Origin of the sequence: Lentzea indica (assembly GCF_012184385.1) — a bacterium.
GTDB classification, from domain to species: domain Bacteria; phylum Actinomycetota; class Actinomycetes; order Mycobacteriales; family Pseudonocardiaceae; genus Lentzea; species Lentzea indica.
On sequence record NZ_VSRL01000138.1, the window covers coordinates 1 to 23,560 of the forward strand.

Annotated in this window: 17 protein-coding genes and 3 pseudogenes; 14 read left to right on the top strand and 6 right to left on the bottom strand. The window is 68.1% G+C overall.

Annotated features, from left to right (window positions below; genetic code table 11):
* From FXN61_RS30510 to FXN61_RS30530, 5 genes are all read left to right on the top strand, one after another.
* The coding region (locus FXN61_RS30510) for a hypothetical protein (protein WP_167977451.1) at positions 1-566 on the top strand (566 nt) is incomplete at its 5' end.
* A 143-nt stretch (positions 567-709) separates the two neighbouring features.
* Positions 710-2,401, top strand: a complete 1,692-nt coding sequence (locus FXN61_RS30515; protein WP_167977452.1) for a sodium:solute symporter family protein — start codon at positions 710-712, stop codon at positions 2,399-2,401.
* An 11-nt stretch (positions 2,402-2,412) separates the two neighbouring features.
* Positions 2,413-2,661 carry a hypothetical protein gene (locus tag FXN61_RS30520; RefSeq protein ID WP_167977453.1) on the top strand — a complete coding sequence of 83 codons (249 nt, stop codon included), beginning with the start codon at positions 2,413-2,415 and terminating at the stop codon, positions 2,659-2,661.
* Between the two features lie 198 nt (positions 2,662-2,859).
* A complete protein-coding gene (locus tag FXN61_RS30525) occupies positions 2,860-3,870 on the top strand; it encodes a hypothetical protein (protein ID WP_167977454.1) in 1,011 nt (336 codons plus the stop codon).
* Positions 3,871-3,945: 75 nt separating this feature from the next.
* Positions 3,946-5,451 (top strand): aldehyde dehydrogenase family protein, encoded by a 1,506-nt coding sequence (locus tag FXN61_RS30530; protein WP_167977455.1) that lies wholly within the window; start codon positions 3,946-3,948, stop codon positions 5,449-5,451.
* A 21-nt stretch (positions 5,452-5,472) separates the two neighbouring features.
* Here FXN61_RS30530 and FXN61_RS30535 read toward each other — a convergent pair whose 3' ends face one another.
* Complete coding sequence (locus FXN61_RS30535) at positions 5,473-6,468, bottom strand: ABC transporter substrate-binding protein (RefSeq protein WP_167977456.1); 996 nt, start codon at positions 6,466-6,468, stop codon at positions 5,473-5,475.
* Positions 6,469-6,612: 144 nt separating this feature from the next.
* Between FXN61_RS30535 and dhaK the strand changes: the two genes are divergently transcribed.
* From dhaK to aspA, 9 genes and pseudogenes are all read left to right on the top strand, one after another.
* Positions 6,613-7,605, top strand: coding sequence for a dihydroxyacetone kinase subunit DhaK (dhaK, locus tag FXN61_RS30540; RefSeq protein WP_167977457.1), 993 nt, complete (start codon positions 6,613-6,615; stop codon positions 7,603-7,605).
* A gap of 1 nt (position 7,606) precedes the next feature.
* A complete protein-coding gene (gene dhaL, locus FXN61_RS30545; RefSeq protein WP_167977458.1) occupies positions 7,607-8,233 on the top strand; it encodes a dihydroxyacetone kinase subunit DhaL in 627 nt (208 codons plus the stop codon).
* A pseudogene (gene dhaM, locus FXN61_RS30550) lies at positions 8,230-8,936 on the top strand (dihydroxyacetone kinase phosphoryl donor subunit DhaM). The gene dhaL and the pseudogene dhaM overlap by 4 nt, the downstream one beginning before the upstream one ends.
* 375 nt (positions 8,937-9,311) lie before the next feature.
* Positions 9,312-11,087 (top strand): 3-hydroxyacyl-CoA dehydrogenase family protein, encoded by a 1,776-nt coding sequence (locus FXN61_RS30555; protein WP_167977459.1) that lies wholly within the window; start codon positions 9,312-9,314, stop codon positions 11,085-11,087.
* A gap of 92 nt (positions 11,088-11,179) precedes the next feature.
* Positions 11,180-12,238 (top strand): aldehyde dehydrogenase family protein, encoded by a 1,059-nt coding sequence (locus FXN61_RS30560; RefSeq protein WP_223165666.1) that lies wholly within the window; start codon positions 11,180-11,182, stop codon positions 12,236-12,238.
* Positions 12,235-13,161: an aldo/keto reductase gene (locus FXN61_RS30565; RefSeq protein WP_167977460.1), complete on the top strand. Its 927-nt coding sequence runs from the start codon at positions 12,235-12,237 to the stop codon at positions 13,159-13,161. The genes FXN61_RS30560 and FXN61_RS30565 overlap by 4 nt, the downstream gene beginning before the upstream one ends.
* Before the next feature lie 16 nt (positions 13,162-13,177).
* Positions 13,178-13,843 (top strand): haloacid dehalogenase type II, encoded by a 666-nt coding sequence (locus tag FXN61_RS30570; protein ID WP_167977461.1) that lies wholly within the window; start codon positions 13,178-13,180, stop codon positions 13,841-13,843.
* 19 nt (positions 13,844-13,862) lie between these two features.
* Complete coding sequence (locus FXN61_RS30575; RefSeq protein ID WP_167977462.1) at positions 13,863-15,146, top strand: NAD(P)/FAD-dependent oxidoreductase; 1,284 nt, start codon at positions 13,863-13,865, stop codon at positions 15,144-15,146.
* A 75-nt stretch (positions 15,147-15,221) separates the two neighbouring features.
* Positions 15,222-16,631, top strand: a complete 1,410-nt coding sequence (gene aspA, locus FXN61_RS30580) for an aspartate ammonia-lyase (protein ID WP_167977463.1) — start codon at positions 15,222-15,224, stop codon at positions 16,629-16,631.
* Between the two features lie 37 nt (positions 16,632-16,668).
* Here aspA and lacZ read toward each other — a convergent pair whose 3' ends face one another.
* The 5 genes and pseudogenes from lacZ to FXN61_RS30595 all read right to left on the bottom strand — a co-directional run bounded on the left by lacZ (position 16,669) and on the right by FXN61_RS30595 (position 23,492).
* On the bottom strand, positions 16,669-20,445 hold the full coding sequence (gene lacZ / locus FXN61_RS30585; protein WP_188135643.1) for a beta-galactosidase, LacZ type: 3,777 nt from the start codon (positions 20,443-20,445) through the stop codon (positions 16,669-16,671).
* Between the two features lie 18 nt (positions 20,446-20,463).
* Positions 20,464-21,582, bottom strand: coding sequence for a glycoside hydrolase family 62 protein (locus FXN61_RS55785; protein ID WP_312878103.1), 1,119 nt, complete (start codon positions 21,580-21,582; stop codon positions 20,464-20,466).
* Positions 21,504-21,863: pseudogene (locus FXN61_RS56975) on the bottom strand (RICIN domain-containing protein); the annotation flags it as partial. The gene FXN61_RS55785 and the pseudogene FXN61_RS56975, both read right to left, overlap by 79 nt.
* Before the next feature lie 48 nt (positions 21,864-21,911).
* Positions 21,912-22,856: pseudogene (locus FXN61_RS53000) on the bottom strand (glycoside hydrolase family 10 protein); the annotation flags it as partial.
* A 345-nt stretch (positions 22,857-23,201) separates the two neighbouring features.
* Positions 23,202-23,492: an FCD domain-containing protein gene (locus FXN61_RS30595; RefSeq protein WP_312878104.1), complete on the bottom strand. Its 291-nt coding sequence runs from the start codon at positions 23,490-23,492 to the stop codon at positions 23,202-23,204.
* Positions 23,493-23,560: the final 68 nt, after the last annotated feature.

The following is a 23,560-nucleotide window of genomic DNA, read 5'->3' on the forward strand; positions in this document are numbered from 1 at the left end:
CCACCTCCGCTCCCGCCGGCAGCACCGACCTCTGGGCCCGGCACCCGCCGATGCCGCCACCGCCGATGTCGCGCCCGCCCGCCCCTGCTGCCTATCCCAGGCCGTCGGGCAGGAAGTTCTGGACCCGGCGCCGCAAGAAGGTGGCGCGATGGACCGGGATCGGGCTGGCGGCGCTGGTCTTCGGGCCGCCGCTGGTCGAAGGGATCAAGACGATCGAGGTGCCCACCACGGGCCACGGGTCGACACTCGTGGGCGGCACGCCCTGCCCCGCGGCGACCGCCACCTGGCTGCCGGGCGGGGGATCGGGCTCCACGCTCGTCGCCGCGTACCAGACGGACAAGCACCTGATCACGTTGTGTCGCGCGGCGGACGGGCAGGTGTACTACGACGGGCAGGTGAAGGGGAAGCCCGCGGACGCCGACAATCACATCAGCCTGCCCGCCACGTCGACCGGCGCGGCCTGGGTGGCGCGCAACGGCGTCTACACCTACACGATCAGAAGCAGCTCGGTGGTCGTGCAGAAGTCGGAAATCGTGGTGCTGTACGAGCCGCTGCAGCCCGCCTGAGCCGGTTGCCCGGACTTCTGTGAGCGCCCCATGTCCGGTCGTGGTTTTGTGATCATGCACATGGGGTAAGAACCGGCGCACCTGGAGTAACGTCGCCTCCTGGTCGTTCGTGTTCGACTTTGTTGGAGTTCGGGAGGTGGGCGGTGTCGGTGTTGGCCGAGGCGGACCTGCGGCTTGACGCGGGACCGATCGACTACGCGTTGCTCGTCATCTACTTCGTGGTGGTGCTCGGGATCGGCGTGATGGCACGACGATCCGTCTCCTCCAGTCTCGACTTCCTGTTGTCAGGACGGTCGCTGCCGGCGTGGGTCACCGGGCTCGCGTTCATCTCGGCGAACCTCGGTGCGCTCGAGCTGATGGGCATGACGGCGAACGGCGCGCAGTACGGCATGGCGACCGTGCACTACTACTGGATCGGCGCCATCCCCGCGATGGTGTTCCTCGGTCTGGTGATGATGCCGTTCTACTACGGCTCGAAGGTGCGCAGTGTTCCCGAGTTCATGCTGCGGCGCTTCGGAAAGCCCGCGCACCTCGTCAACGCCATCAGCTTCGCCGTCGCCCAGGTCCTGATCGCGGGCATCAACCTGTTCGCGCTCGCGGTGATCATCGACGCGCTGCTCGGGTGGCCGTTGCCGGTCTCCATCGTGGTGGCCGCGATGGTGGTGCTCGCATACACGGCCCTCGGTGGCCTCAGTGCCGCGATCTACAACGAGGTGCTGCAGTTCTTCGTGATCGTGGCCGCGCTCGCGCCGCTGACGATCGTCGGCCTGATCAAGGTCGGTGGCTGGCAGGGGCTGGTCCAGAAGGTGACGGACCAGGAGCAGCTGAGCGCGTGGCCGGCGACGGAGCTCACCGGCATCAACAGTCCGGTGTGGAGTGTCGTCGGACTGGTGTTCGGTCTCGGTTTCGTGCTGTCGTTCGGTTACTGGACGACGAACTTCGCCGAGGTGCAGCGCGCGATGAGCGCCAAGTCGATGTCCGCGGCCAAGCGGACGCCGATCATCGGCGCGTACCCGAAGGCGCTCATCCCGGCGATCATCATCATCCCCGGCATCATCGCCGCGGTGATCGTGCCGGAGATGGCGCAGCTCAAGGCCGGCGACACGAGCAGTGGCGTGGTGTACAACAACGTGCTGCCGCTGCTCATGCGCGACCTGCTGCCCAACGGCATCCTCGGCATCGCGATCACGGGTCTGCTGGCGAGCTTCATGGCCGGGGTGGCGGCGAACGTCAGCTCGTTCAACACGGTCTTCACGTACGACCTGTGGCAGGACTACATCAAGAAGGACCGGCCGGACGAGTACTACCTGCGGGTGGGACGCCTGGCCACGGTCGGCGCGTGCGTGCTGGCGATCGGCACGGCGTTCATCGCGGCGGCGCTCGGCGGGTCCAACATCATGGACTACATCCAGGCGCTGTTCTCGTTCTTCAACGCGCCGCTGTTCGCGACGTTCATCGTCGGCATGTTCTGGAAGCGGATGACGCCCACCGCGGGCTGGGTGGGTCTGCTCGCGGGCACGTTCACCGCGATGTTCATCTACGCGATCTCGGAGCCGTCGTTCGGCATCAAGTGGCTGGAGCTGCCAGGTCAGGGCGCGAGCTTCCTCGGCGCGGGTCTCGCGTTCGTGGTGGACGTCGTCGTGAGCGTCGCGGTCAGCCTGGTCACGCGACCGAAGCCGGACAGCGAGCTCGTCGGGCTGGTCTACAGCCTGACGCCCAAGGCGGACAGGTCGCACTCCACCACCGGTGAGGACGCGGGCTGGTACCGCTCGCCCGCCCTGCTCGGTGGCGGAGTGCTGGCGCTGACGACCGTTCTCTACGTCATCTTCGGCTGAGGGAGGCCGCCATGAGGTTGTTCGACCTGCGATTGATCATCGCTTTCCTCTTCGGCCTGTACGGCGTCGTACTGGTCGTCGTCGGTCTCGGGTTCACGTCCGACGACGACCTCAAGAAGGCCGAAGGGGTCAACATCAACCTGTGGGCCGGCATCGCCATGGTGGTGCTGGCGGCGGTGTTCGCCGCGTGGGCGACGCTGCGGCCCCAGTTCGCGAAAACGGCGACTACGACTGGGGACGACCTGGGTAAACAGGGTTGAAGGCCTCGATCGTCCACGCGTCGAGCCAGTTGAATGCGCGGCGAATGCGGTTACGCACGTTTCTCCTTCTGTCGGGGTCTTCACCAGGTACAGCGCGTTGATCTTCTGAATCGTTCCCGTAGCGCTGGGTGACATGTGCCACGGGCCAACTCGGGGTACCGCCCACGAAGGCGCGCAAAGGTCGCTACCGTGCACGTCGTGCTCCGTTTTCGTGCCACGGCCGTGGTCGCCGCCGCTGCGTTGCTGATGGCCGGCTGCGCCACCGGTCCGGGTCTTGCCAAGACCAACTCACCTCGCCGCACCGTTCAGGCGGGTGCGGACGCGAGCTCGACCGACCCGTCGGTCAAGCCGTCGGCGCAGCCGAACAAGCCGGTCGACCCCGCGTTCGCGGCGGAACGGCTGCGGCTGATCAACCCGTGCGCGTTGATGGAGAAGGACCTGCTGCAGACGGTCGGCACGCCGTCGAAGTACTCGAGCAGCTCCTACACGCGCTGCTCGAACTACATGAAGAACAAGGCGGGCAAGACGCTCAACATCACGCTGGACATCGGCTACTCGCTGACGTCCACCGAGGTGAAGAACGCGACCAAGCAGATCGCCGGTCTGAAGAGCGGCGAGCAGAAGCTGAGCAACACGTCGTGCTTCGTCACGGCCGTGACGCAGGAGAACCCGCCGCAGGCCGCCAGGATCCAGGTGAGCACCGGCAACGACGGTGGTGAGGCGTGCGAGCCGGGGCGCAAGGTGCTCGAGGGCGCGGTGCGCAAGCTCAAGGGCAACCCGCAGAAGTACAGCCCGCCGAAGGGTTCGCCGGTCGAGGTCGACCCATGCACGATCGTGGAGAAGGCGGCGCTCGCACCGGTGCTCGGCGCCTCGCCGCGGTCCTTGCCGTACGGTCTGCACCAGTGCTCGTGGTCGGGGCAGAGCTCGCAGCTGCAGCTCGAGTTCAAGACGACGCGCATCCCGAAGGACGGCAAGTTCGACAGCAAGTCCGTCGAGGTCGATCTCGGCGGCGGCGTGAAGGGCTACCAGGCGTTCAAGGACGGCTCGTTCCCGACCTGCGAGCTGGTCGTGGTCCGCACCAAGGACTCGAGCGACGCCGGCGAGATCGCGGAGTTCATCGCGGCGGGCTCGAAGGAGAAGGAGTTCGACCGCTGCCAGGCGGCCCAGACCTTCGCGAAGGCAGTGCTTCCCAGTCTGCCCGCGGCCTGACGGGACCAGGCGGGGGCTGAAAGTTGTTCGAGTACGCGTTAGTGTCGAGGTTACTGGCGAGTACCGGGAGGGCCCATGACGCAGACCGCTTCGGACAGCGCGCTGTCGGCTGATGGCGAGCAGCGGCGGTTCGCATCACTGGACCCGCGCACGGGCGAGGTCGTCGCGCATCATCCGATCCACACGGCCGCCGAGGTCGAGGACGCGGTGTCCTCTGCGCGTGAGGCCGCCGCGTGGTGGGCGGGCCTCGGCTTCGAGGGCCGCAAGACCAAGCTCGACGCGTGGCGCAGAGTGCTGTCGCAGCGCGCCGACGAGTTCATCGGGCTGATCAGCTCGGAGACCGGCAAGCCCGCCGACGACTCCCGTGTCGAGGTCGCGCTGGTGATGGACCACCTGCACTGGGCCTCGAAGCACGCCGGGCGCGTGCTGGGCAAGCGGCGGGTCTCCCCAGGCATGCTGATGTTCAACCACAGCGCGACGCTCGAGTACCGGCCGTTGGGCGTGATCGGCGTCATCGGGCCGTGGAACTACCCCGCGCACACGCCGATGGGTTCGATCTCCTACGCCCTGGCCGCGGGCAACGCCGTCGTGTTCAAGCCGTCGGAGTTCACGCCGGGTGTCGGCACGTTCCTCTCGTCGACGTTCACCGAGGCGGTGCCGGAGTATCCGGTGTTCCAGGTCGTCACGGGCTTCGGCGAGACGGGTGCCGCGTTGTGCGCCTCGGGCGCCGACAAGATCGCGTTCACGGGATCGACGCGGACCGGCAAGAAGGTCATGGCCGCGTGCGCTTCGACGTTGACGCCGGTGCTGGTGGAGTGCGGCGGCAAGGACGCGCTGATCGTCGACTCCGACGCCGATCTGACCGCTGCAGCCGAGGCCGCGATCTGGGGTGCGGTGTCCAACGCCGGCCAGACGTGCGCTGGCGTGGAGCGCGTTTACGTGGCCGAGGACGTCGCCGACGAGTTCACCGAGATCGTGGTGAAGCGGGCGCGCAAGCTCAAGCCGGGCGGCGAGCCCAACGCGAACCTCGGGCCGATCACGATGCCGTCGCAGGTGGAGATCATCCGCGAGCACGTGCAGGACGCTCTGGACCGCGGCGGCAAGGCGCTCGTGGGTGGTCCGGAGTCGATCAGGCCGCCGTACGTCGAGCCGGTGGTGCTCACGGACGTGCCGGAGGACTCGCTGGCGATCACCGAGGAGACCTTCGGGCCGACCGTCGTGATCAACCGGGTGCCCAACGCCCTGGAGGGTGTCCGGCTGGCGAACCAGTCGAAGTACGGGCTGGGTGCCGCCGTCTTCTCGAAGTCGCGCGGCGAGGAACTGGCGCGGGAGCTGCGGGTCGGCATGGTGTCGGTCAACTCGGTGCTGACCTACGCGGCGATTCCCGGGCTGCCGTTCGGCGGTGTCGGCGACTCCGGGTTCGGGCGCATCCACGGCGAGGACGGGCTGCGCGAGTTCACCTACGCCAAGGCCGTGACGAAGCAGAAGTTCGCGTCGCTGATCAACATGGCGACGTTCGACAGGTCTTCCATGGCGGGCAAGCAGATGCTGCGGCTCGCGCGGATGCTCTTCGGACGGTAAGAGCATCCGCGCGTTCGCAGGTCAGGCGCCGAGCTGCTTCTTCAGGTCGTCCAGCACCACGTTCGCGGCCAGCACGCCGAGACCGAGGAAGTAGGTCTCGTCGAGGACGGGCTTGGCCTTGCCGGCCTTGACGGCGTTCAGGCCGCTCCACAGCGGGCCGCCCAGCACCGAGGCCTGCGCGGTCTTGGCCGGGTCGCCGTAGGTGGAGTAGACGACGAAGTCGCCGTCGGCCTTGCCGACCTGCTCGGCGCTCACCTCGGCCGCCAGGTCGTCCACCTGGGACGCGGTCGGCTGCGGGATCTTGGCGTCGATCAGGATCGTGCCGATGAAGGACTTCTTGGCGTAGAGGCGAATCTTGCCCGGCATGAAGCGCAGTGCCGTCACGGTCGGGCGCACGCCGAGCTTCTTCTCGATGGCGGTGCCGGTCTCGGTGGCCTTGTTCGTGTAGTCCTCGAGCATCTTCGCGGCGTCGGCCTGGCGGTCGAGCGCGGCGGCGTTGAGGAGGAAGTTCTCCTTCCACACGTAGCCGGGGCGCACCGCGAACACGGTCGGGGCGATCGCGCTCAGCTTCGGGTAGAGGGCCTCCGCGCGCAGCTGCGAGCCCAGGATCAGGTCCGGGTTGAGCTTGGTGATCGCCTCGAGGTTGAGGTTGTTGATCGTGCCGACGTTCTCCGGCTTGCCGCCCTTGTCGCCGATGTAGGACGGCATGGTCGGGGAGCCGTCGGTGTAGGCGATGCCGACGGGCTTGATGCCGAGCGCGACGACGTTGTCGAGTTCACCCGTGTCGAGCACGATCACCCGTTCGGGCTTCTTCTTGAGCTCGGTCTCGCCCATCGCGTGCTTGATCGTGCGGGGGAACTCACCCGGCTTGGAGGTCGTCCCGAAGCCGTTGCTCAGCTGGTAGGCCTTGCCGAAGTCCTCGCCACCCTGGGCGACGGTGGGCTTGTCCGGTGTGCTCTGGCCGCAGGCGGCGAGCACCAAGGCGACTGCGGCGAGCAGCGCTGCTCTCTTCGGCACGACGTGGTTCCTCCGCTACTTGCAGTAATCCTGACCTGCGATTATTAGGGCAGGCTAACGGTACCTGGGTCGATTGCCCGTTCCGAGTGTCAGACCCCCGGAGTAAGAAGGAACACGGTCACCGCCGATCGGGAGGGCTCCTCGATGAAGAAGATCATCAATGATCCGGAAACCGTGGTGCAGGACGCGCTGCGGGGAATGCAGGCTGCCCATCCCGATCTGCTGACCGTGCACCTCGACCCGGCCGTCGTCGTGCGCGCGGACGCCCCGGTGCGGGGCAAGGTCGCGATCATCTCGGGCGGCGGGTCGGGCCACGAACCGTTGCACGGAGGGTTCGTCGGGCGCGGGATGCTCGACGCGGCCTGTCCCGGCGCCGTGTTCACATCGCCGACGTCGGACCAGGTGCTCGACGCTGTGGTGCGGACCGACGGCGGGGCTGGCGCGTTGCTGATCGTGAAGAACTACACCGGCGACGTGCTGAACTTCGAGATGGCCGGTGAGCTCGCGGAGTCAGAGGTGCGCAGCGTCGTGATCGACGACGACGTGGCGGTGAAGGACTCGCTGTACACGGCCGGGCGCCGTGGCGTCGGTGGCACGGTGCTGCTGGAGAAGATCGTGGGCGCGGCGGCGGAGCGCGGCGACGATCTTGCTGCCTGCGAGGCGCTGGCTCAGCGGGTGATCGGCTCCGTGCGGTCGATGGGGCTCGCGTTGACGTCGTGCACGGTGCCGCACGTGGGCGAGCCGAGCTTTGCCCTGGCCGACGACGAGATGGAGATCGGCATCGGCATCCACGGCGAGCCCGGCCGCCAGCGGGTTCCCGTGGGGTCGGCTTCGGAGATGGTGTCGGCGTTGCTCGAACCGGTTCTGGAGGATCTGCCGTTCGCCTCGGGTGACCGGGTGCTGCTGTTCACGAACTCGATGGGCGGAACTCCGTTGATCGAGTTGTACTTGGCGCACGGCATCGCGGAACAGCTGCTGGCCGATCGGGGGATCACGGTGGAACGCAGGCTCGTCGGCCCGTACATCACCAGTCTGGAGATGCAGGGCATGAGTCTCACGCTGCTTCGGCTGGACGACGAGATGATCGAGCTGTGGGACGCGCCGGTGCACACGGCCGCACTGCGGTGGGGAGTCTGAGGTGGGGTGCACGGCAGCGGACGTCGTGGCGGCGCTCAGGGTGGCCGCCGCGGTGGTGCAGGAGCACCGCGACGAGCTGGTGCGCCTGGACCAGGCGATCGGCGACGCCGACCACGGCGAGAACATGCGGCGCGGCTTCACCGCCGTGCTGTCCCGTTTGGACGCTGAAGAGCCCGCGACTCCCGGCAAGGTCTTGAAGCTGGTGGCCACGACGCTGATCTCCACGGTGGGCGGCGCGGCCGGTCCGTTGTACGGCACCGCGTTCCTGCGTGCGGCCGCCGCGGTGGGAGAGGCCGAGGAGCTCGACTGCGAGGCGGTGTCCAAGGCCTTGCGGGCCGCGCTGGACGGCGTGGTGGCGCGCGGCAAGGCCGTGGTGGGTGACAAGACGATGGTGGACGCTCTGACGCCCGCTGTCGCCGCCGCCGCTTCGGTGGACAGTTCGGTGGCCGCGGTGCTGTCCGCGGCGGCTGATGCGGCTTTCGAGGGCGCTGAGTCGACGGTGCCGATGGTGGCGCGCAAGGGGCGTGCTTCGTACCTCGGTGAGCGCAGCGCCGGCCACCTCGATCCCGGGGCGCGCTCGACCGCGTTGTTGTTGCGGGCCTTCGCGGACGCGGCGGCCAAGGCATGACGGCGGCGTCGGACACCAGCAGGGTCGGGCTGGTCGTCGTGTCCCACAGCGACATGCTCGCGAACGGTGTCGCGGAGCTCGCCACCCAGATGGCCCCCGATGTCTCGGTCCTGCCCGTCGGCGGCACGGAGGAGGGCGGACTGGGCACCGACTACGGCTCGGTGGTCGAGGCCCTCGCCGACGCGGACTCCGGCGCGGGCGTCGTCGTGCTGTACGACCTGGGCAGCGCCAAGATGACCGCCGAAATGGCCGTGGAGTCCGCGGACGACCCGTCCCGCTACTCCGTGGTCGACGCACCGCTGGTGGAGGGCGCCGTGGCAGCCGCTGTTGCCGCGCAAGGAGGTGCCTCGCTGTCTGATGTCGCGTCAGCGGCGGAGGCGCGTCCGGTGAGGCTCCGGTGGCCGCGCCGAGCCGTCCCGCGCTGCACCTCGTGCCGGACACGGTGTCGGCAGAAGTCCTGCTCACCAACGAGGTCGGCCTGCACGCACGCCCGGCGGCGCTGCTGGCGCGGAGCGTGGCCGAACTCGACGCCGACGTCGTCGTCCGCTACGGCGACGAGGAGGCGAACGCGGCCAGCGTGCTGGCGTTGATGGGGCTGAGCGCGCCCGGCGGCAAGTCGATCACCGTGGTGGCAACCGGGAAGGACGCGAGGGAGGCGGTGCGGCGTGTTGAGGAGCTGGCGGACAGGGGGTTCGACGACTAGGAGCTAGTGCTGTCGCACGGTGTCCAACGGCATCGCGCGGGCGTGCCCTCGGTCCCGAAACGCGGAACCTGTGACGGGGTATGGCCGTGCCTGTCCGATGCACGGAGCCCGAGCCCGAACACGACCCGCACGGTTCAGCACGGCCGACGCCGTTCCAACGCGGCCACGACCAGGCCCGCGCAACCCGGATGTCGCAACTTCGCGCTGCCCCACACGGGTTCATCAGGCAGAACTCCGGGTCTAGGCGTTTGCTAGACCGATAACTGTTTCGATCCTGATGGCGAAGCTCACGGCCGCTGCTCGCGCTGGGAGTGGCATAGTCGCCCGCAAGTTACTCCTTGGTAGCCCACGCTTTACCCGGCAGGGAGGTCTGCAGTGGCGCGCGAAATCAACACCGTCGGAGTCGTCGGCTTCGGAACCATGGGCGCGGGCATCGTGGAGGTACTCGCGCGCACCGGGCTCACGGTCAAGGTGGTGGAAGTCGACGCGGCCGGCGTCGAGCGCGGCCTCGGGCACCTGGAGCACTCGACGAAGCGGGCCGTCAAGCGCGAGAAGCTGACCGAGGACGAGAAGACCGCGCTCCACGGCCGGATCACCACGAGCCTCGACCTGACCAGCCTCGCCGAGTGCGACCTGGTGATCGAGGCGGTGCCGGAGAACGTCGAGCTGAAGGCTCGGATCTTCAAAGAGCTTGATGAGATCCTCAAGCCAGAGGCGATCATCGCGTCGAACACGTCGTCGTTGTCGATCACCGAGATCAGCGTGGTCACCAAGCGGCCAGGCAAGGTCGTCGGCCTGCACTTCTTCAACCCGACGCAGGTGCTGAAGCTGGTCGAGGTCGTGCGCACGGTCGTCACGGAGCCGGACGTGATCACCGACGTGGTGGCGTTCACCGAGCGGCTGGGCAAGTCGCCGGTCGTGATCGGTGACAGGGCGGGCTTCATCGCCAACGCGTTGCTGTTCCCGTACCTCAACCACGCGGTCAAGATGCTGGAGTCCAGGTACGCGACGCGGGAGGACCTCGACGCGGCCATGCGGTACGGCTGCGGCTACCCGATGGGGCCGTTGGCGCTGCTGGACCTCATCGGTCTCGACACCGCGTACGAAATCCTCGACACGATGTACCACCAGTCGCGCAACCGCCTGCACGCCCCGGCGCCGCTGCTCAAGCAGATGATCACCGCGGGCCTGCTGGGCAGGAAGACCGGGCGCGGCTTCTACACCTACGACGGCCCTGACTCGCCGGTCGTCGTGGCGGACGCGCAGACACCGTCCGGAGTGGACACCGCAGCCCAGACCCGTGAAGTCCAGCGGGTCGGCGTCATCGGCACCGGCACCATGGCGACCGGCATCGCCGAGGTGTTCGCGAAGCGCGGTTACGACGTGGTGTTGCGCGCCCGCAGCCTGGAGAAGACCGAAACGGCGATCGGTGCCGTGCGCAAGTCGCTGGACCGTGCGGTCTCCAAGGGCAAGCTCGCGGAAACCGACAGGGACGCGACGCTCGCGCGGATCACGCCCGCCGTGGAGTTCGTCGAGCTCGCGGACTGCGACCTGGTCGTCGAGGCGGTGGCCGAGGAGATCGGCGTCAAGAAGGACGTCTTCGCGGCGCTCGACGAGGTGTGCAAGCCCGGTGCCGTGCTCGCGACGACCACGTCCTCACTGCCGGTCATCGAGATCGCGGCGGCCACGTCGAGGCCCGCGGACGTCGTCGGCCTGCACTTCTTCAACCCGGCGCAGGTCATGAAGCTCGTCGAGATCGTCGAGACGATCTCCACGGGCGCCGACGTGGTCGCGACGGCCCGCAAGATCTGCCTCGACCTCGGCAAGCACCCGGTGCACTGTGGCGACGTGGCCGGCTTCATCGTGAACGCGCTGCTCTTCCCGTACCTCAACGACGCGGTGAAGATGCTGGAGGCCCACTACGCGGAGGCCGACGACATCGACAACGCCATGAAGGTCGGCTGTGGTCTGCCGATGGGGCCGTTCGCGCTGCTGGACGTCGTGGGCCTCGACGTGTCGCTGGCGATCCAGCGCACGCTCTTCAACGAGTTCCGCGAGCCCGGTTTCGCGCCGGCGCCGTTGCTGGAGCACCTGGTGACGGCGGGTCGCCTCGGCCGCAAGACCGGCAAGGGATTCCGCGACTACTCGTGAGCCGCTAACAGGAGCACCATGTCGCGTCTGGCATGGTGGTGTCATGCGGCGACTGGTGCTCCTGTTGGCTGTCCTCGTGCTCGCGTCCGGCTGTGCTGATCGACTACACCGTCCGCGAGCCGATCGGCGTGTCCGGGCAGATCATCCCGTTCAACTACCCGCTGCAGAACACCGCGCGGGGGAGTGCGCCGGCACTGGCGGCGGGCTGCACGGTGGTGCTCAAGCCGTCACCGGAAGCGCCGCTGACGCCGTTGGAGATCGGCAGGATCGCGCTGGAGTGCGGGCTGCCGCCGGGCGTGCTCAACGTCGTCCCCGGCGATGGTGAGACCGGCGCGGCGCTGGCCGGGCATCCCGGCATCGACCAGGTGACGTTCACCGGCTCGGTGGCCACCGGGATCAAGGTCGCCCAGGCGGCCGCGGCCAACGTCGTGCCCTCCGTCGTGGAGCTGGGCGGCAAGTCGCCGGTCGTCGTCTTCGCCGACGCCGACTTCGACCTGGCGCTGGGTGCCGTCGCGGCCTCGGCGTTCGGCAACGCGGGCCAGACCTGCTCGGCGGGCACGCGATTGCTGCTGCAGCGCGGTGCCGAGGAGTTCCTGGACAAGCTGGCGGCGCACGCGGCTTCCCTGCGCGTGGGTCCCGGCCTCACCGACCCGGACGTCGGGCCGCTCGTCTCGGCACGCCAGCGCGACCGCGTGCTGGGGTACCTGGACCTGGCCCGCGAGGAGGGCGCGACGGTCAGCGCCGGCGGTGGCGAACCCGCGGACCTGACGCTTCGCCGTGGCTACTACGTCGCGCCGACCGTCCTTTCCGGACTGACCAACCAGGACAGGGTCGCCCGCGAGGAGATCTTCGGTCCCGTCGTCACCGTCGTCGAGCTCGACGACGTCGACGAGGCCCTGGAGATCGCCAACGACAGCCCGTACGGCCTGTCGTCGTACGTGTGGACGCGTGACATCGACAAGGCCCTGCGGATGGCACACGGCATCCGCGCCGGCCAGGTCCACGTCAACGCCACCGGCGTCGGCACCGGTGTGGAACTGCCCTTCGGCGGCTACAAGCACAGCGGCTGGGGCCGGGAGAAGGGCCTGGAGGCGCTGGCGAGCTACACGCAGGTCAAGAACGTCTGCATCGGGTTCGGGAACAGCACATGAGATACCGCAGCCTGGGCGAACGCGGTCCCACCATCTCGGTGGTGGGCTTGGGTGGCAACAACTTCGGCGCCCGCCTCGACGAGGAGGGAACCAAGGCGGTCGTCCACGCCGCACTCGACGCGGGCGTCACGTTGTTCGACACCGCCGACATGTACGGCGGCAAGGACGCGCGTGGCTCCAGCGAACGGTTGCTCGGCGCCGCGCTCAAGGGCCGCCGCGACGAGGTCGTCCTGGCGACCAAGTTCGGTATGGAGATGAGCTCGCAGGACGACAGTTACGGGCCGCGCGGCTCTCGCCGGTACGTCCGGCACGCCGTCGAAGCGTCGCTGCACCGGCTCGGCACGGACTGGATCGACCTGTACCAGTACCACGAGCCCGACGGCGTGACTCCGATCGAGGAAACCGTTGCGGCGCTGGAGGAACTGGTGCGGGAAGGGAAGGTGCGCCACATCGGCTGCTCCAACCTGCCCGCCGAGCAGCTCACCGCCGGCTTCGTCAGCACGCAGGCGCGTTACCACCTGCTGGACCGCGGCGTGGAAACCGAGCTCACGCCCACCTGCCTGAGCCTGGGCATCGGCGTCCTGCCCTACTACCCGCTGGCCAACGGACTGCTCAGCGGCAAGTACCGCAGGGGAGAGGAACCACCGGCCGGCAGCCGCCTGTCGTGGCGGCAGGGCTGGCTCACCGACGCGGCCCTCGACCGCGTCGAGGCACTCACGGCGTACGGCGCACAGCGAGGACTCACTCTCCTCGAGGTCGCCGTGGGCGGGCTGGCCGCGCTGCCCGCCGTCGGCTCCGTCATCTGCGGCGCCATGACCCCGCAGCAGGTCACCGCCAACGCGGCGGCGGCCGGCTGGATCCCCACCGAGGCCGACCTGGCCGCACTCGACGAGATCGTGCCCCCCGGCGACCGGGTGGTCTGAGAAAAGGATTGGAACCATGCGTCAGATCGTCACCTTCGACGCCTACGCGACCCTGATCAACTTCGAGCTCGCCCCGACCACCCTGAAGGTGCTGGCCGACCGGCTGGACCTCGACGGACTGGACGTCGACGAGTTCCTGGACGACTTCCGGGTCATGCGCTTCCAGGCGGTTCTGGAGGCCTACCGGCCCTACCACGAGATCCTGCACTCCAGCCTGCGCAACGCCATGCGGCTGCACGGCCTGGAGTACCGCGAGTCCGACGGCGACGCCCTCGTCGAGGCCGTGCCGACGTTCGGCCCCTTCCCCGAGGTGCCGGACGCGCTGCGGGCGTTGAAGACCAAGTACGAGATCGCGATCATCTCCAACACCGACGACAACCTCATCGCGCGCAACGTCGAGAACATCGGCGTCGAGTTCGACTACGTGATCACCGCGCAGCAGGCCAAGGCGTACAAGCCGGACCGGCAGACGTTCGAGTACGCCTTCCAGACCATGGACGTCGACCCGAGCCAGGTGATCCACGTCGCGCAGGGCTGGGAGTACGACCACATCCCCACCAGGGACCTCGGCCTGAAGCGTCGCGTGTGGATCAACCGCTACGGCCGTCCCGGCAGCAGCGACTACCAGCCCTACGACGAGCTGTCCGACCTCTCCGGGCTGCCCGCTCTGCTCGGCTGCTGAAACAGGAGGAGCCGTCGCCATGAAACAGATCCCCTACTGGCTCGACACCGCCCCCCAGCTGCCCGACCGCACGGGCAGGCCACTTCCCGAGAGCGCGGACGTCGTGGTCATCGGCGGCGGTCTCACCGGCCTGTCGACCGCCTACCACGCGGCACTCAAGGGTGCGTCGGTGGTGCTGGTCGAGAAGGACAAGATCGGCTCCGGTGCATCGGGCCGCAACGGCAGCATGTGCACGCAGGGCATCACGATCCCGCCCGGCGAGGCACGCAAGCGTTACGGCCAGGAGCGCGCACTCGAGCTCTACAACTCCTTCCGCGAGGCCGTGGACCTCGTGGAGGAGCTGACGCTGAAGGAGCAGATCGACTGCGACTTCGTGCGTTCCGGCCGGCTCGGCCTGGCCTGCAAGGCCGGGCACGTCGAGGGCCTGCAGGCCAAGCAGCGCGAGCTGGCCGAGAACTTCGGTCACGAGACGGTCGTGCTGAGCAAGAGCGACCTGCGGGCCGAGATCGGCTCGGACTACTACCACGGCGCTCTGCTCGACCCGCTCAGCGCGGGCCTGCACGTGGGCAAGTTCGTCGTCGGTATGGCGGCCGCCGCCGAGCGCGCCGGCGCCGAGATCCACGAGCGCAACGCCGCCACCGGCCTCACCCGTCTTCCCGGCGGCGGCTTCGTGGTGGAGACCCTGCACGGCACCATCCGCGCCAAGCAGGTCATGGCGGCGACGGACGCCTACAGCGACAAGTCGATGCCGTGGTTCCGGAAGCGGCTGATCAACGTCGGCAGCTTCATCATCGTCACCGAGCCGCTCGGGGAGGCGCGCGCCAAGGAGCTCATCCCGAACGGCCGCCTGCTGGTCGCCCACAAGAACGTCGGCCACTACGTCCGCCTCACCCCGGACAACCGCCTCGCCTTCGGCGGCCGGGCGCGCTTCGCTCCCTCCAACCCGGCTTCCGACATCAAGAGCGGCGACATCCTCAAGCGGGAGATGACGGAGATCTTCCCGCAGCTGGCGGGGGTGCGGATCGACTACGTGTGGGGCGGCATGGTCGGCTTCTCCTGGGACCGCATCCCGCACGCGGGCGAGGTCGACGGCCTGTACTACTCCATGGGGTACTGCGGTCACGGCGTCCAGATGGCCACGTACATGGGCCGGGCCATGGCCGACGTGATGGACGGCAAGCCGGAGGCGAACCCGTTGCGCGGCCTCGGTTTCCCGAAGGTTCCCGTGCCGTTCTACAACGGCACCGCCTGGTTCCTGCCGTTCGGCGGCGCCTACTACAAGGCCAAGGACCGCTGGAGCTGACACCGTCTGGCCTTCCGCGACCGCCCTCGCGTCGCGGAAGGCCCCCACTCCCTTCCTGAGAGAGCAGCAAAAGCCATGACCGCCGCAGACTCCCGAAGAGAGCACGACCTGCTCGGCGACCGTGACGTTCCCGCCGACGCCTACTGGGGCGTGCACACGTTGCGCGCGAAGGAGAACTTCCCGATCACCGGCACGTCGATCTCCTCCTACCCGCACCTGGTCGAAGCATTGGCCGCCGTCAAGGAAGCCGCCGCGCTCGCCAACGAGGAACTGGGGCTGCTGGACTCGGCGAAGGCCGACGCGATCGCCGAGGCGTGCCGCGAGATTCGGGCGGGCAAGCTGCTCGACCAGTTCGTCGTGGACGTCATCCAGGGCGGAGCCGGCACCTCGACCAACATGAACGCCAACGAGGTCGTGGCGAACCGCGCGCTGGAGCTGCTCGGCCACGAGAAGGGTCAGTACGGGTTCCTGCACCCCAACGAGGACGTCAACCTCGGTCAGTCCACGAACGACGTCTATCCGACGGCCGTGCGGATCGCGACGATCTTCGCCGTGCGGGGACTGCTCGACGCGATGTCCGTGCTCCAGGACGCGTTCGCCCGCAAGGCCGTCGAGTTCCGCGACGTGCTGAAGATGGGCCGCACGCAGCTGCAGGACGCGGTTCCCATGACGCTCGGGCAGGAGTTCTCCACGTACGCGGTCATGCTCGACGAGGACCGCCTGCGGCTGGCCGAGGCGGTCGGGCTGATCCACGAGATCAACCTGGGCGCCACCGCGATCGGTACGGGCCTCAACGCGGCGCCCGGCTACACCGAGGCGGCCCGCCGTCACCTCGCCGCGATCACCGGCCTGCCTCTCGTCACCGCAGCGAACCTGGTCGAGGCCACCCAGGACTGCGGCGCGTTCGTGCAGATGTCGGGCGTCCTCAAGCGGATCGCCGTCAAGCTCTCGAAGACCTGCAACGACCTGCGCCTGCTGTCGTCGGGGCCGCGCGCCGGCTTCGGCGAGATCAACCTGCCGCCCGTGCAGGCCGGTTCGTCGATCATGCCGGGCAAGGTCAACCCCGTGATTCCCGAGGTCGTCAACCAGGTCGCCTTCGAGGTGATCGGCAACGACGTCACCATCACCATGGCGGCCGAGGCGGGCCAGTTGCAGCTCAACGCTTTCGAGCCGATCATCCTGCACTCGCTGTCGGAGTCGATCACGCACCTGAGGGCGGCGTGCGTGACGCTGGCCGAGCGTTGTGTCTCCGGCATCACCGCCAACACCGAGGTGCTGCGGGCGATGGTCGAGAACTCCATCGGCCTGGTCACCGCTCTCAACCCGCACATCGGCTACACCGCGGCCACCGCGATCGCCAAGGAAGCGCTCGCCACCGGCAGGGGAGTGGCCGAACTGGTGCTGGAGAAGGGTTTGCTGCCCGCTCAGACCTTGGCCGACCTGCTGCGGCCGGAGGTGGTGGCGGGCACGGACGCGGTGGCGTGAGTGGTTTCCGCCGCGGCGGAAACCACTCACGTCGCCACTAGAGGCGCTGGAGCAGGAAACGCTGGTTGAGGCCGCTGCCCGCGGTCCACTGGGAGATGCGGGCACCGTCGGCGGTCGACTGTTCCCACACGTCCATGGTGAGGCCGCTCTGCCGGTTGACCAGGCTGATCACGCCGAGGCCCTGGTCGACCACCTGCCACTGCTGGCTGGTCGCGTTGGTGTCGGTCTGCTGCGTGATGTCGGCGCCGGTGCTCGAGCTCGCGACCTGGAGCACGAGACCGCTGTGCCGCGCACGGATCCGGTAGTAGCCGCCACCGGAGTCGATGAAGTCGAACACCTGGTTCTGCCCACCCGTGGCCGCCCACTGGATCGCCGTGGCACCCGCCGCGGTGGAGGCACCGTTGATGTCGACCAGCTTGTTGCTGTGCTGGGCGACGAGACGGTAGTCCACTCCCGGTTGCACCACACCGGTGCCGCCACCGGCGGTCCCGACCGGCTTGCGGGACAGCGCCAACGCCTCGCCGATGTCGGGCAACGGCTTCAACCGGTACGTGTAGGTGTAGTCCCGGTTGGGGAACAGCTTGTACGTGTCGAGCGGGTGCGCGCCCCAGCTGTCGTTGCCGCCGACGCCCGTCTGCCGCAGGTTCAACCGCAGCACCACGTCCTGCCGCCTGGTCAGCTGGTAGTCGTGCCGGACACCTTTCGAGAGGTCCTCCGGGGTGAAGTAGGACGCGTTGACCTCCAGCAGCGGTTCGGCGTATGCCAACAGCCCGCGGCCGCTGCCGTTGACCAGCGCCACCCAGCGGACGTCGGTCTTGTTGCCGTTCTCCTGCGGCCTGAGGTAGCCGGTCCACTGCTCGGCGACGGTCGAGGAGTACACGCCGACGTCCGAGCCGGTCTTGCGGTCCCACTGGTTCTCGTGCGGGCCCCGGCCGTAGTAGCGCAGCCGGGACAGCTCACCCGGCACGAACAGCATCGTGCCGACCTCGGGGATGTAGGGCAGGCTCGACGATCCGGGGTGCAGGAAGTTGTCGACCTTGATCTCGCCGTTGCCGTAGATGGTGTACGTCGTCGAGTAGGTCGACGCCGTGCTGGTCGGCAGCGTGCCGTTGACGGTGATCCGTGCCGCGCGGTCGGACGGCCGGTCGAGGGTCACGCGGCTCACCGTCCGGTTCGTGCCGGCGTTGCGCCACGTGCCGTTGCGGTTCGGATGGCCGTTGCCGACGTCGTTGTCGGTCGGCGCCCGCCAGAAGTTCGGGACGGAGCCGGAGTTCAGCAGCCGCATGCCCATCGCGTCGTAGGAGGTGATCAGCCCGGACGCCTTCGCGATGACCACGCTGAAGTCCTGGCCGGTGACGGTGATCCGATCGTTGGTCTCGGTGGCGGTCACCACCGGCACCGACGTGACCGGCGTCGGCACGACCGGCGGGCTGCTGAAGTTGATCGGCAGCTGTTGCTTGGCCACCTCGAAACCGGCCCCTGCCCACGGCGTCGCCGCCCGCAGCTTGAACGACAACTGGAGGAAGTGCTCTTCCCCCGGCGCCGGGTTGGCCGGGCGCTGGACCGGCACCTGCACCGTCTTGTTCGACAGCGGCGGGATGTTCAGCTGTTCCGCGGTCAGCTCTCCACTTTGGACAACCGTGCCGTCGGCGACCAGTGCCCAGGCGCCGACGAACTCGTTGACGTTGGTGAACAGGTACTCGTTGGTGATCTGGACGGCCCCGGCGGCGCCGGCGTTGGCGGCGTTGATCGCCTGGTAGACCTGCTTGACCTCGACGCCCTTGCCGCTGATCCGCCGGTCGGGGGTGACGATGCCGTCGCCGCAGAAGGCACCGTCGTTCGGGTTGTCGCCCCAGTCGCCGCCGTAGGCGAGGTACGTGACGCCGGTCGAGGTCTTCCAGGTCAGGGACTGGTCGACGAAGTCCCAGATCCAGCCGCCCTGCAGGATCGGGTTGGCCCGGATGATGTCCCAGTACTCCTTGAGGTTGCCGCCGGAGTTGCCCATGCAGTGGGTGTACTCGATCATCACGTACGGCCGTCGGTCGTTCGTGTCCCTCGCCCGGTTCGCCACCCCCGCCGGGCTTTCGTACATGGCGGAACGGATGTCGCTGACCTGGGGGCGGTTGTCGCCCTCGTACTGGATGATCCGGGTGGGGTCGGCCGCGCGGATCCAGTCGCGCATCGTCACGAAGTTGCTGCCGCCGCCGGCCTCGTTGCCGAGCGACCACATGATCACCGACGGGTGGTTCTTGTCCCGGTGGACCATCTGGGCCGCGCGGTCGAGGACGTTCGAGGTCCAGTCCGACCTGGAGGCCGGATAGTTGTCGCGGATCCCGTGCGTCTCCAGGTTGGTCTCGTCCACGACGTAAATGCCGTACTCGTCGGCGAGTTCGTAGAACACGGTGTTGTTCGGGTAGTGCGACGTGCGGACCGAGTTGATGTTGAGCTGCTTCATCACCGTGATGTCGCGGACGTGGTCCTCACGGGTCATCGCCGTCCCGCGGTCCGGATGCATCTCGTGCCGGTTGGTGCCGCGCAACGACACCGGCAGGCCGTTGATCCGCATGAGCCCGTTCTTGAGGGCGAACTCGCGGAAGCCGACCCGCGCCGACACCGTCTGGGTCACCGCGCCCGACGGATCGCGCAACGTGAGCACAGCGGTGTAGAGGTTGGGATGCTCGGCCGACCAGAGTCTCGGTCCCTGCACCGCCTTCGACCCACGCGCGGTCGCTTCCTGACCAGGGGAAGGGGAGTTCACCGGTGTCCGCAACGGTTCCGGCCACACGGGCTGCCGGTTCTGGTCGTACAGCTGGGTTTCCACCGTGAACGTGCCCGGCTGCTGGCCGCCGTTGTTGCGGACGATCACCGCCACCGCGAGGTCGGCGTTGGTGTAGTTGTCCCGCAGCGGCGTGGTGATGGTGAAGTCGCGCAGGTGCGCGGGCGGGAGCGAGTAGAGCCAGACCGGCCGGAAGATCCCGGACAGCCGGATCATGTCCTGGTCCTCCAGCCAGTCCCCGTCCGGGAACTTGAAGACCTCGACCGCGATCAGGTTCGAGCCCGCCTTGACGTGGTCGGTGATGTCGAACTCGGACGGCGTGTACGAACCCTCGCGGTACCCCACCTTCGTGCCGTTGACCCACAGGTAGAACCCGGCCTTGACGCCCTCGAAGTGGATGTTGATACGACGCCCCTGCCACGCGGGCGGGAGCGTGAACGTCCGGCGGTACTGACCGACGGGACTGACCCGCGACGGTGCGAACGGCGGCTGCGTGTTCTCGTTCTGGCCGTTGTTGCCCCACCACGGGTACGGGACGTTGGTGTAGATCGGGTTGTCGTAGCCGTGCAGCTGCCAGCTGGACGGCACCGGGAGAGTGGCCCAGCTGCCGTCGTTGTAGTCGGTGCGCCAGAAGTTCTGGTCCCGGTCCGCCACACGGTTGACGTGCTTGAACTTCCAGATGCCGGTCAGGTCGAGCCGGAACGGCGAGTTGGTGCGGTCGCCGGTCAGCGCCTGCTGGAGATCGGCGTACGGCATGAATGTGGCGTGCGCGGGCTGGGAGTTGACCTGGAAGTACCCGATGTTGTTGTTCCACTCGGGATAGCCGTTGGGCGGGTCGACCCATGCCGCCGCCCCGACATCTCCGGTCCCCTGTGCCGTCGCGATTTCGGTCAGTCTGGTCTGGGCAAGCGCGGTCTCGGCGAGCGCGGGCTTGCCCAGTGCGGGAGCGGCCAGCGCCGCGAGCCCGCCGCCGAGCAGCGTGCGCCGGCGGATGATGCGTCGGCGGACCGGCTCACGTTCGTCTGATGTGTTGGACAACGTTCGTCTCCTAGCCGGTCAGCAGGTGGAATTGGTTTGCGTGAGCAGGCCCAGCCGCCACGGCAGGCTGTTGTAGTCGCCGCCGGAGTTGGGATCACGGCCCTGGTACAGGTAGCGCATGTTGCACGGGCTGATGGTCAGCGTCTGGTCGGTGCCGGTCCGGATCATCTCGCCGTGGCTGATGTCGCGGGTCCACGCGCCGCCGGGGAACGTGACGTTGGCCGGGCCCGCGAACGGGACGCCTTCCGCGTCGGCCAGTGGCGTGTACGGTCCGGCGATGCTGGTGGACGTCCAGGAGCGGAAGTACCGCCCCTGCGCGCCGATCGCCTCCACGAGCAGGAGGTACTGGTTCGAACCGTCCACTTTGTACACGTTCGCCGCTTCGAAGAGCTTGTACCTGTCGGGGTCCTGGGCGGCGATGACCGGCTCGCTCATGCCGTTGGGGAAGTTCCCGATCGGGGTCTGCGAGCGGTACAGGTGGCCGTTGTCGTCCGAGGAGAACAGGTGGCAGTCGGCCGTGTCGCAGATGACCCACATGTCGACCCAGTACCCGTTGCCGATGTTGTCCCGGATGATCTTCGGCATCTCCGGGTAGAAGTGCTTCGGCGCGGTCCACCCCGCCGGGTTGTTGATGTCGGGGTTGGTCGAGTAGGCGGCGTTGCCGTCCTGGTAGACCAGGTACCACAGGTTCTGCGGCGCGAAGTAGAACACCTCGGGTGCGGCCCGGTAACCCGTGCCGATGCCGACCGGTCGAGGTAGAAGTGCGGTGCCGCGCTCGCCTGCGACCAGTCGGTGAAGCTCAGGTACACCAGGTTGTAGCCTGCCGCGTTCGCCACGCTGGCGAAGACGTGCCACTTCCCGCTGTGGTAGACCACAGACGGGTCTTTGATGCCCGCGATGTTGTGCGTTGCGTCGGACTTCGGCGCGATCAGCTGCGCGCTGGAGCTCCACGAGTAGCGCGACGGCAGCGGGCCGGTGCCGGGGTCCGGTGCCTTCAGTCCGGTCCACTGCTGGTTGGATCCGCCGTTGCAGGACCAGATGATCACCCTGGTGCCGTTGGCGGTCGCGGCGCCGTTGACGTCCAGGCACAGTCCTGATTGGACGTTCGTGATCGTGCTGTTGCTGTTGACGTTCCACTTCTGGTTGTTGCCGCCGTTGCAGCTCGCGATGATCGCGTTCGCCCCGGCTCCGGTGCCGGAGGTGTCCAGGCACCGCCGCGAGTCACCGGTGTAGACCGTGATCTCACTTGACGCCGTGCGGGCCCACTGCTGGTTCGTTCCGCTGTGGCAGTCCCAGATCTGCAACTGGGTGCCGGGGCTGGTCGAGGCGTTCGGCACGTCGAGGCACCTGTTGGCGGCCACGGCACGCAGCGTTCCATTGCCGCCACCACCGCCGCTGCTGTTGAGCGCGTCGAGCACTGCGGTGTACGCCTGCTTCTTGTTGTAGTTGCCGTCGAACAACAACGGGGTGTCGTTGCGCCACGAGTACTTGTCCGTGACGCCCCAGACGGTGATGCCGGTGCAGCGGGACACGGCCATGCAGGCCTGTGTCACCGTGCGGTACACGGCGGCCTGACCGGAGCCGGAGCCACCGACGTCGAGCTCGGTGATCTGCACGTCGACGCCGAGGTCGGCGAAGCGCTGCAGGTTCGCCTGGTAGCTGCTGAGGTTCGCGCCGGAGCTGAGGTGGCTCTGGAAGCCGACGCAGTCGATCGGCACCCCGCGAGACTTGAAGTCGCGCACCATGTTGTAGATGCCGGTGCTCTTCGCGTTGACGCCGTCCGTGTTGTAGTCGTTGTAACACAGCTTGGCGTTGGGATCGGCGGCGCGCGCGGTGCGGAACGCCTCCTCGATGTAGCCGTCCCCGAGTCTCTGCTGGAAGAGCCACTGGCGACGGGTCCCGTTCTCCTCGAACGCCTCGTTCACCACGTCCCATGAGTGAATCTGGCCCTTCCAGTGGCCGGCCACCTGGTTGATGTGGTTGTTCATCGCCGCGCGCAGGTTGGTCGCGTCCAGGTTGTTCAGCCAGCCGGGCATCTGCTGGTACCACACGAAGGTGTGGCCGCGGATCGACATGCCGCGGCTGCGCGCCTGGCTGACGATCTGGTCGGCCGGTCCGAAGTTGAACTGGTTCCGGTTGGGCTCGACGGTGTCCCACTTCATCTCGTTTTCCGGCGTGACGCTGTTGAACTCCGTTGCCCAGGTGTTCACGTATGGCGACTCGCCGAGATATCTCTGGGAGACCGCGGCTCCCATGTACCGGCCGCTCTGCGCTGCCGCGGCCCCGAGCGTGCTTGCCGCCGCGGTGGCGGGGCCGGGGGAGACCGCGAGTGTTGTTGCCGTGAGTCCTGCGGCGATCAGGGCGGCTACCGCCGGCCGGGCCCGCCGCCGCAGGGATGGACTGTTGAACATTGCAACCCTCGTATCATCGTTGAAGGTGGGGTTGTTCGAGTTCTCCGGCGTTGGGGCACACCGGCCGTGCGTCCATTACCGGGCGCTGCCGGCGGTGCGGCACCCGGTTGGTCCTCAGTGGACAGTCAGAGTCCTCGCCCCGGAGGGCGTGGTGTGGTGGTGACCGGCGAAGCCGGGGTGGATCCTGGAGCGGCCGGTGGCGACGGCGCGCTCACGGCGTCAGGTACAGGAGTCCTGTGACGGACATGCGTCCCTCCCTCGATGCGTCACTGCATCGGGTTCAGTGCGATTCATCGCGCTGAACATCGGAAAGGTTGTAGCACACATCCGGAAGACGGGTCCAGGTCAGCCGAAGACGCGGCGCTGGATCTCCCGCCGGTAGTCCTCGAGGGTCCTGTCCACGTGCACGGCGGCGGCCGCGGCGGCTGCCTCCGGGTCGCCACCCCGGATGGCCTGGTAGATCGCGGCGTGCTCCTCCACCGCTTCCGCGGCGTTGCTGCCCACCGCGCCGTTCATCCCGATGATGTTGGACTGGCGTTGCAGGCGGCGGGCCTCGCGCACGGCCGCGACGAGGAACTGGTTGTGCGAGGCGGCGGCGATGGCCAGGTGGAAGTCGTCGTCCCCGCGGTCGAACAGCGCCGCCTGCCCCTGTCAGTGGCCCTTCCCGGCACAGGTCGGCCGCGACCCTCGATGGCGCGCAGCTC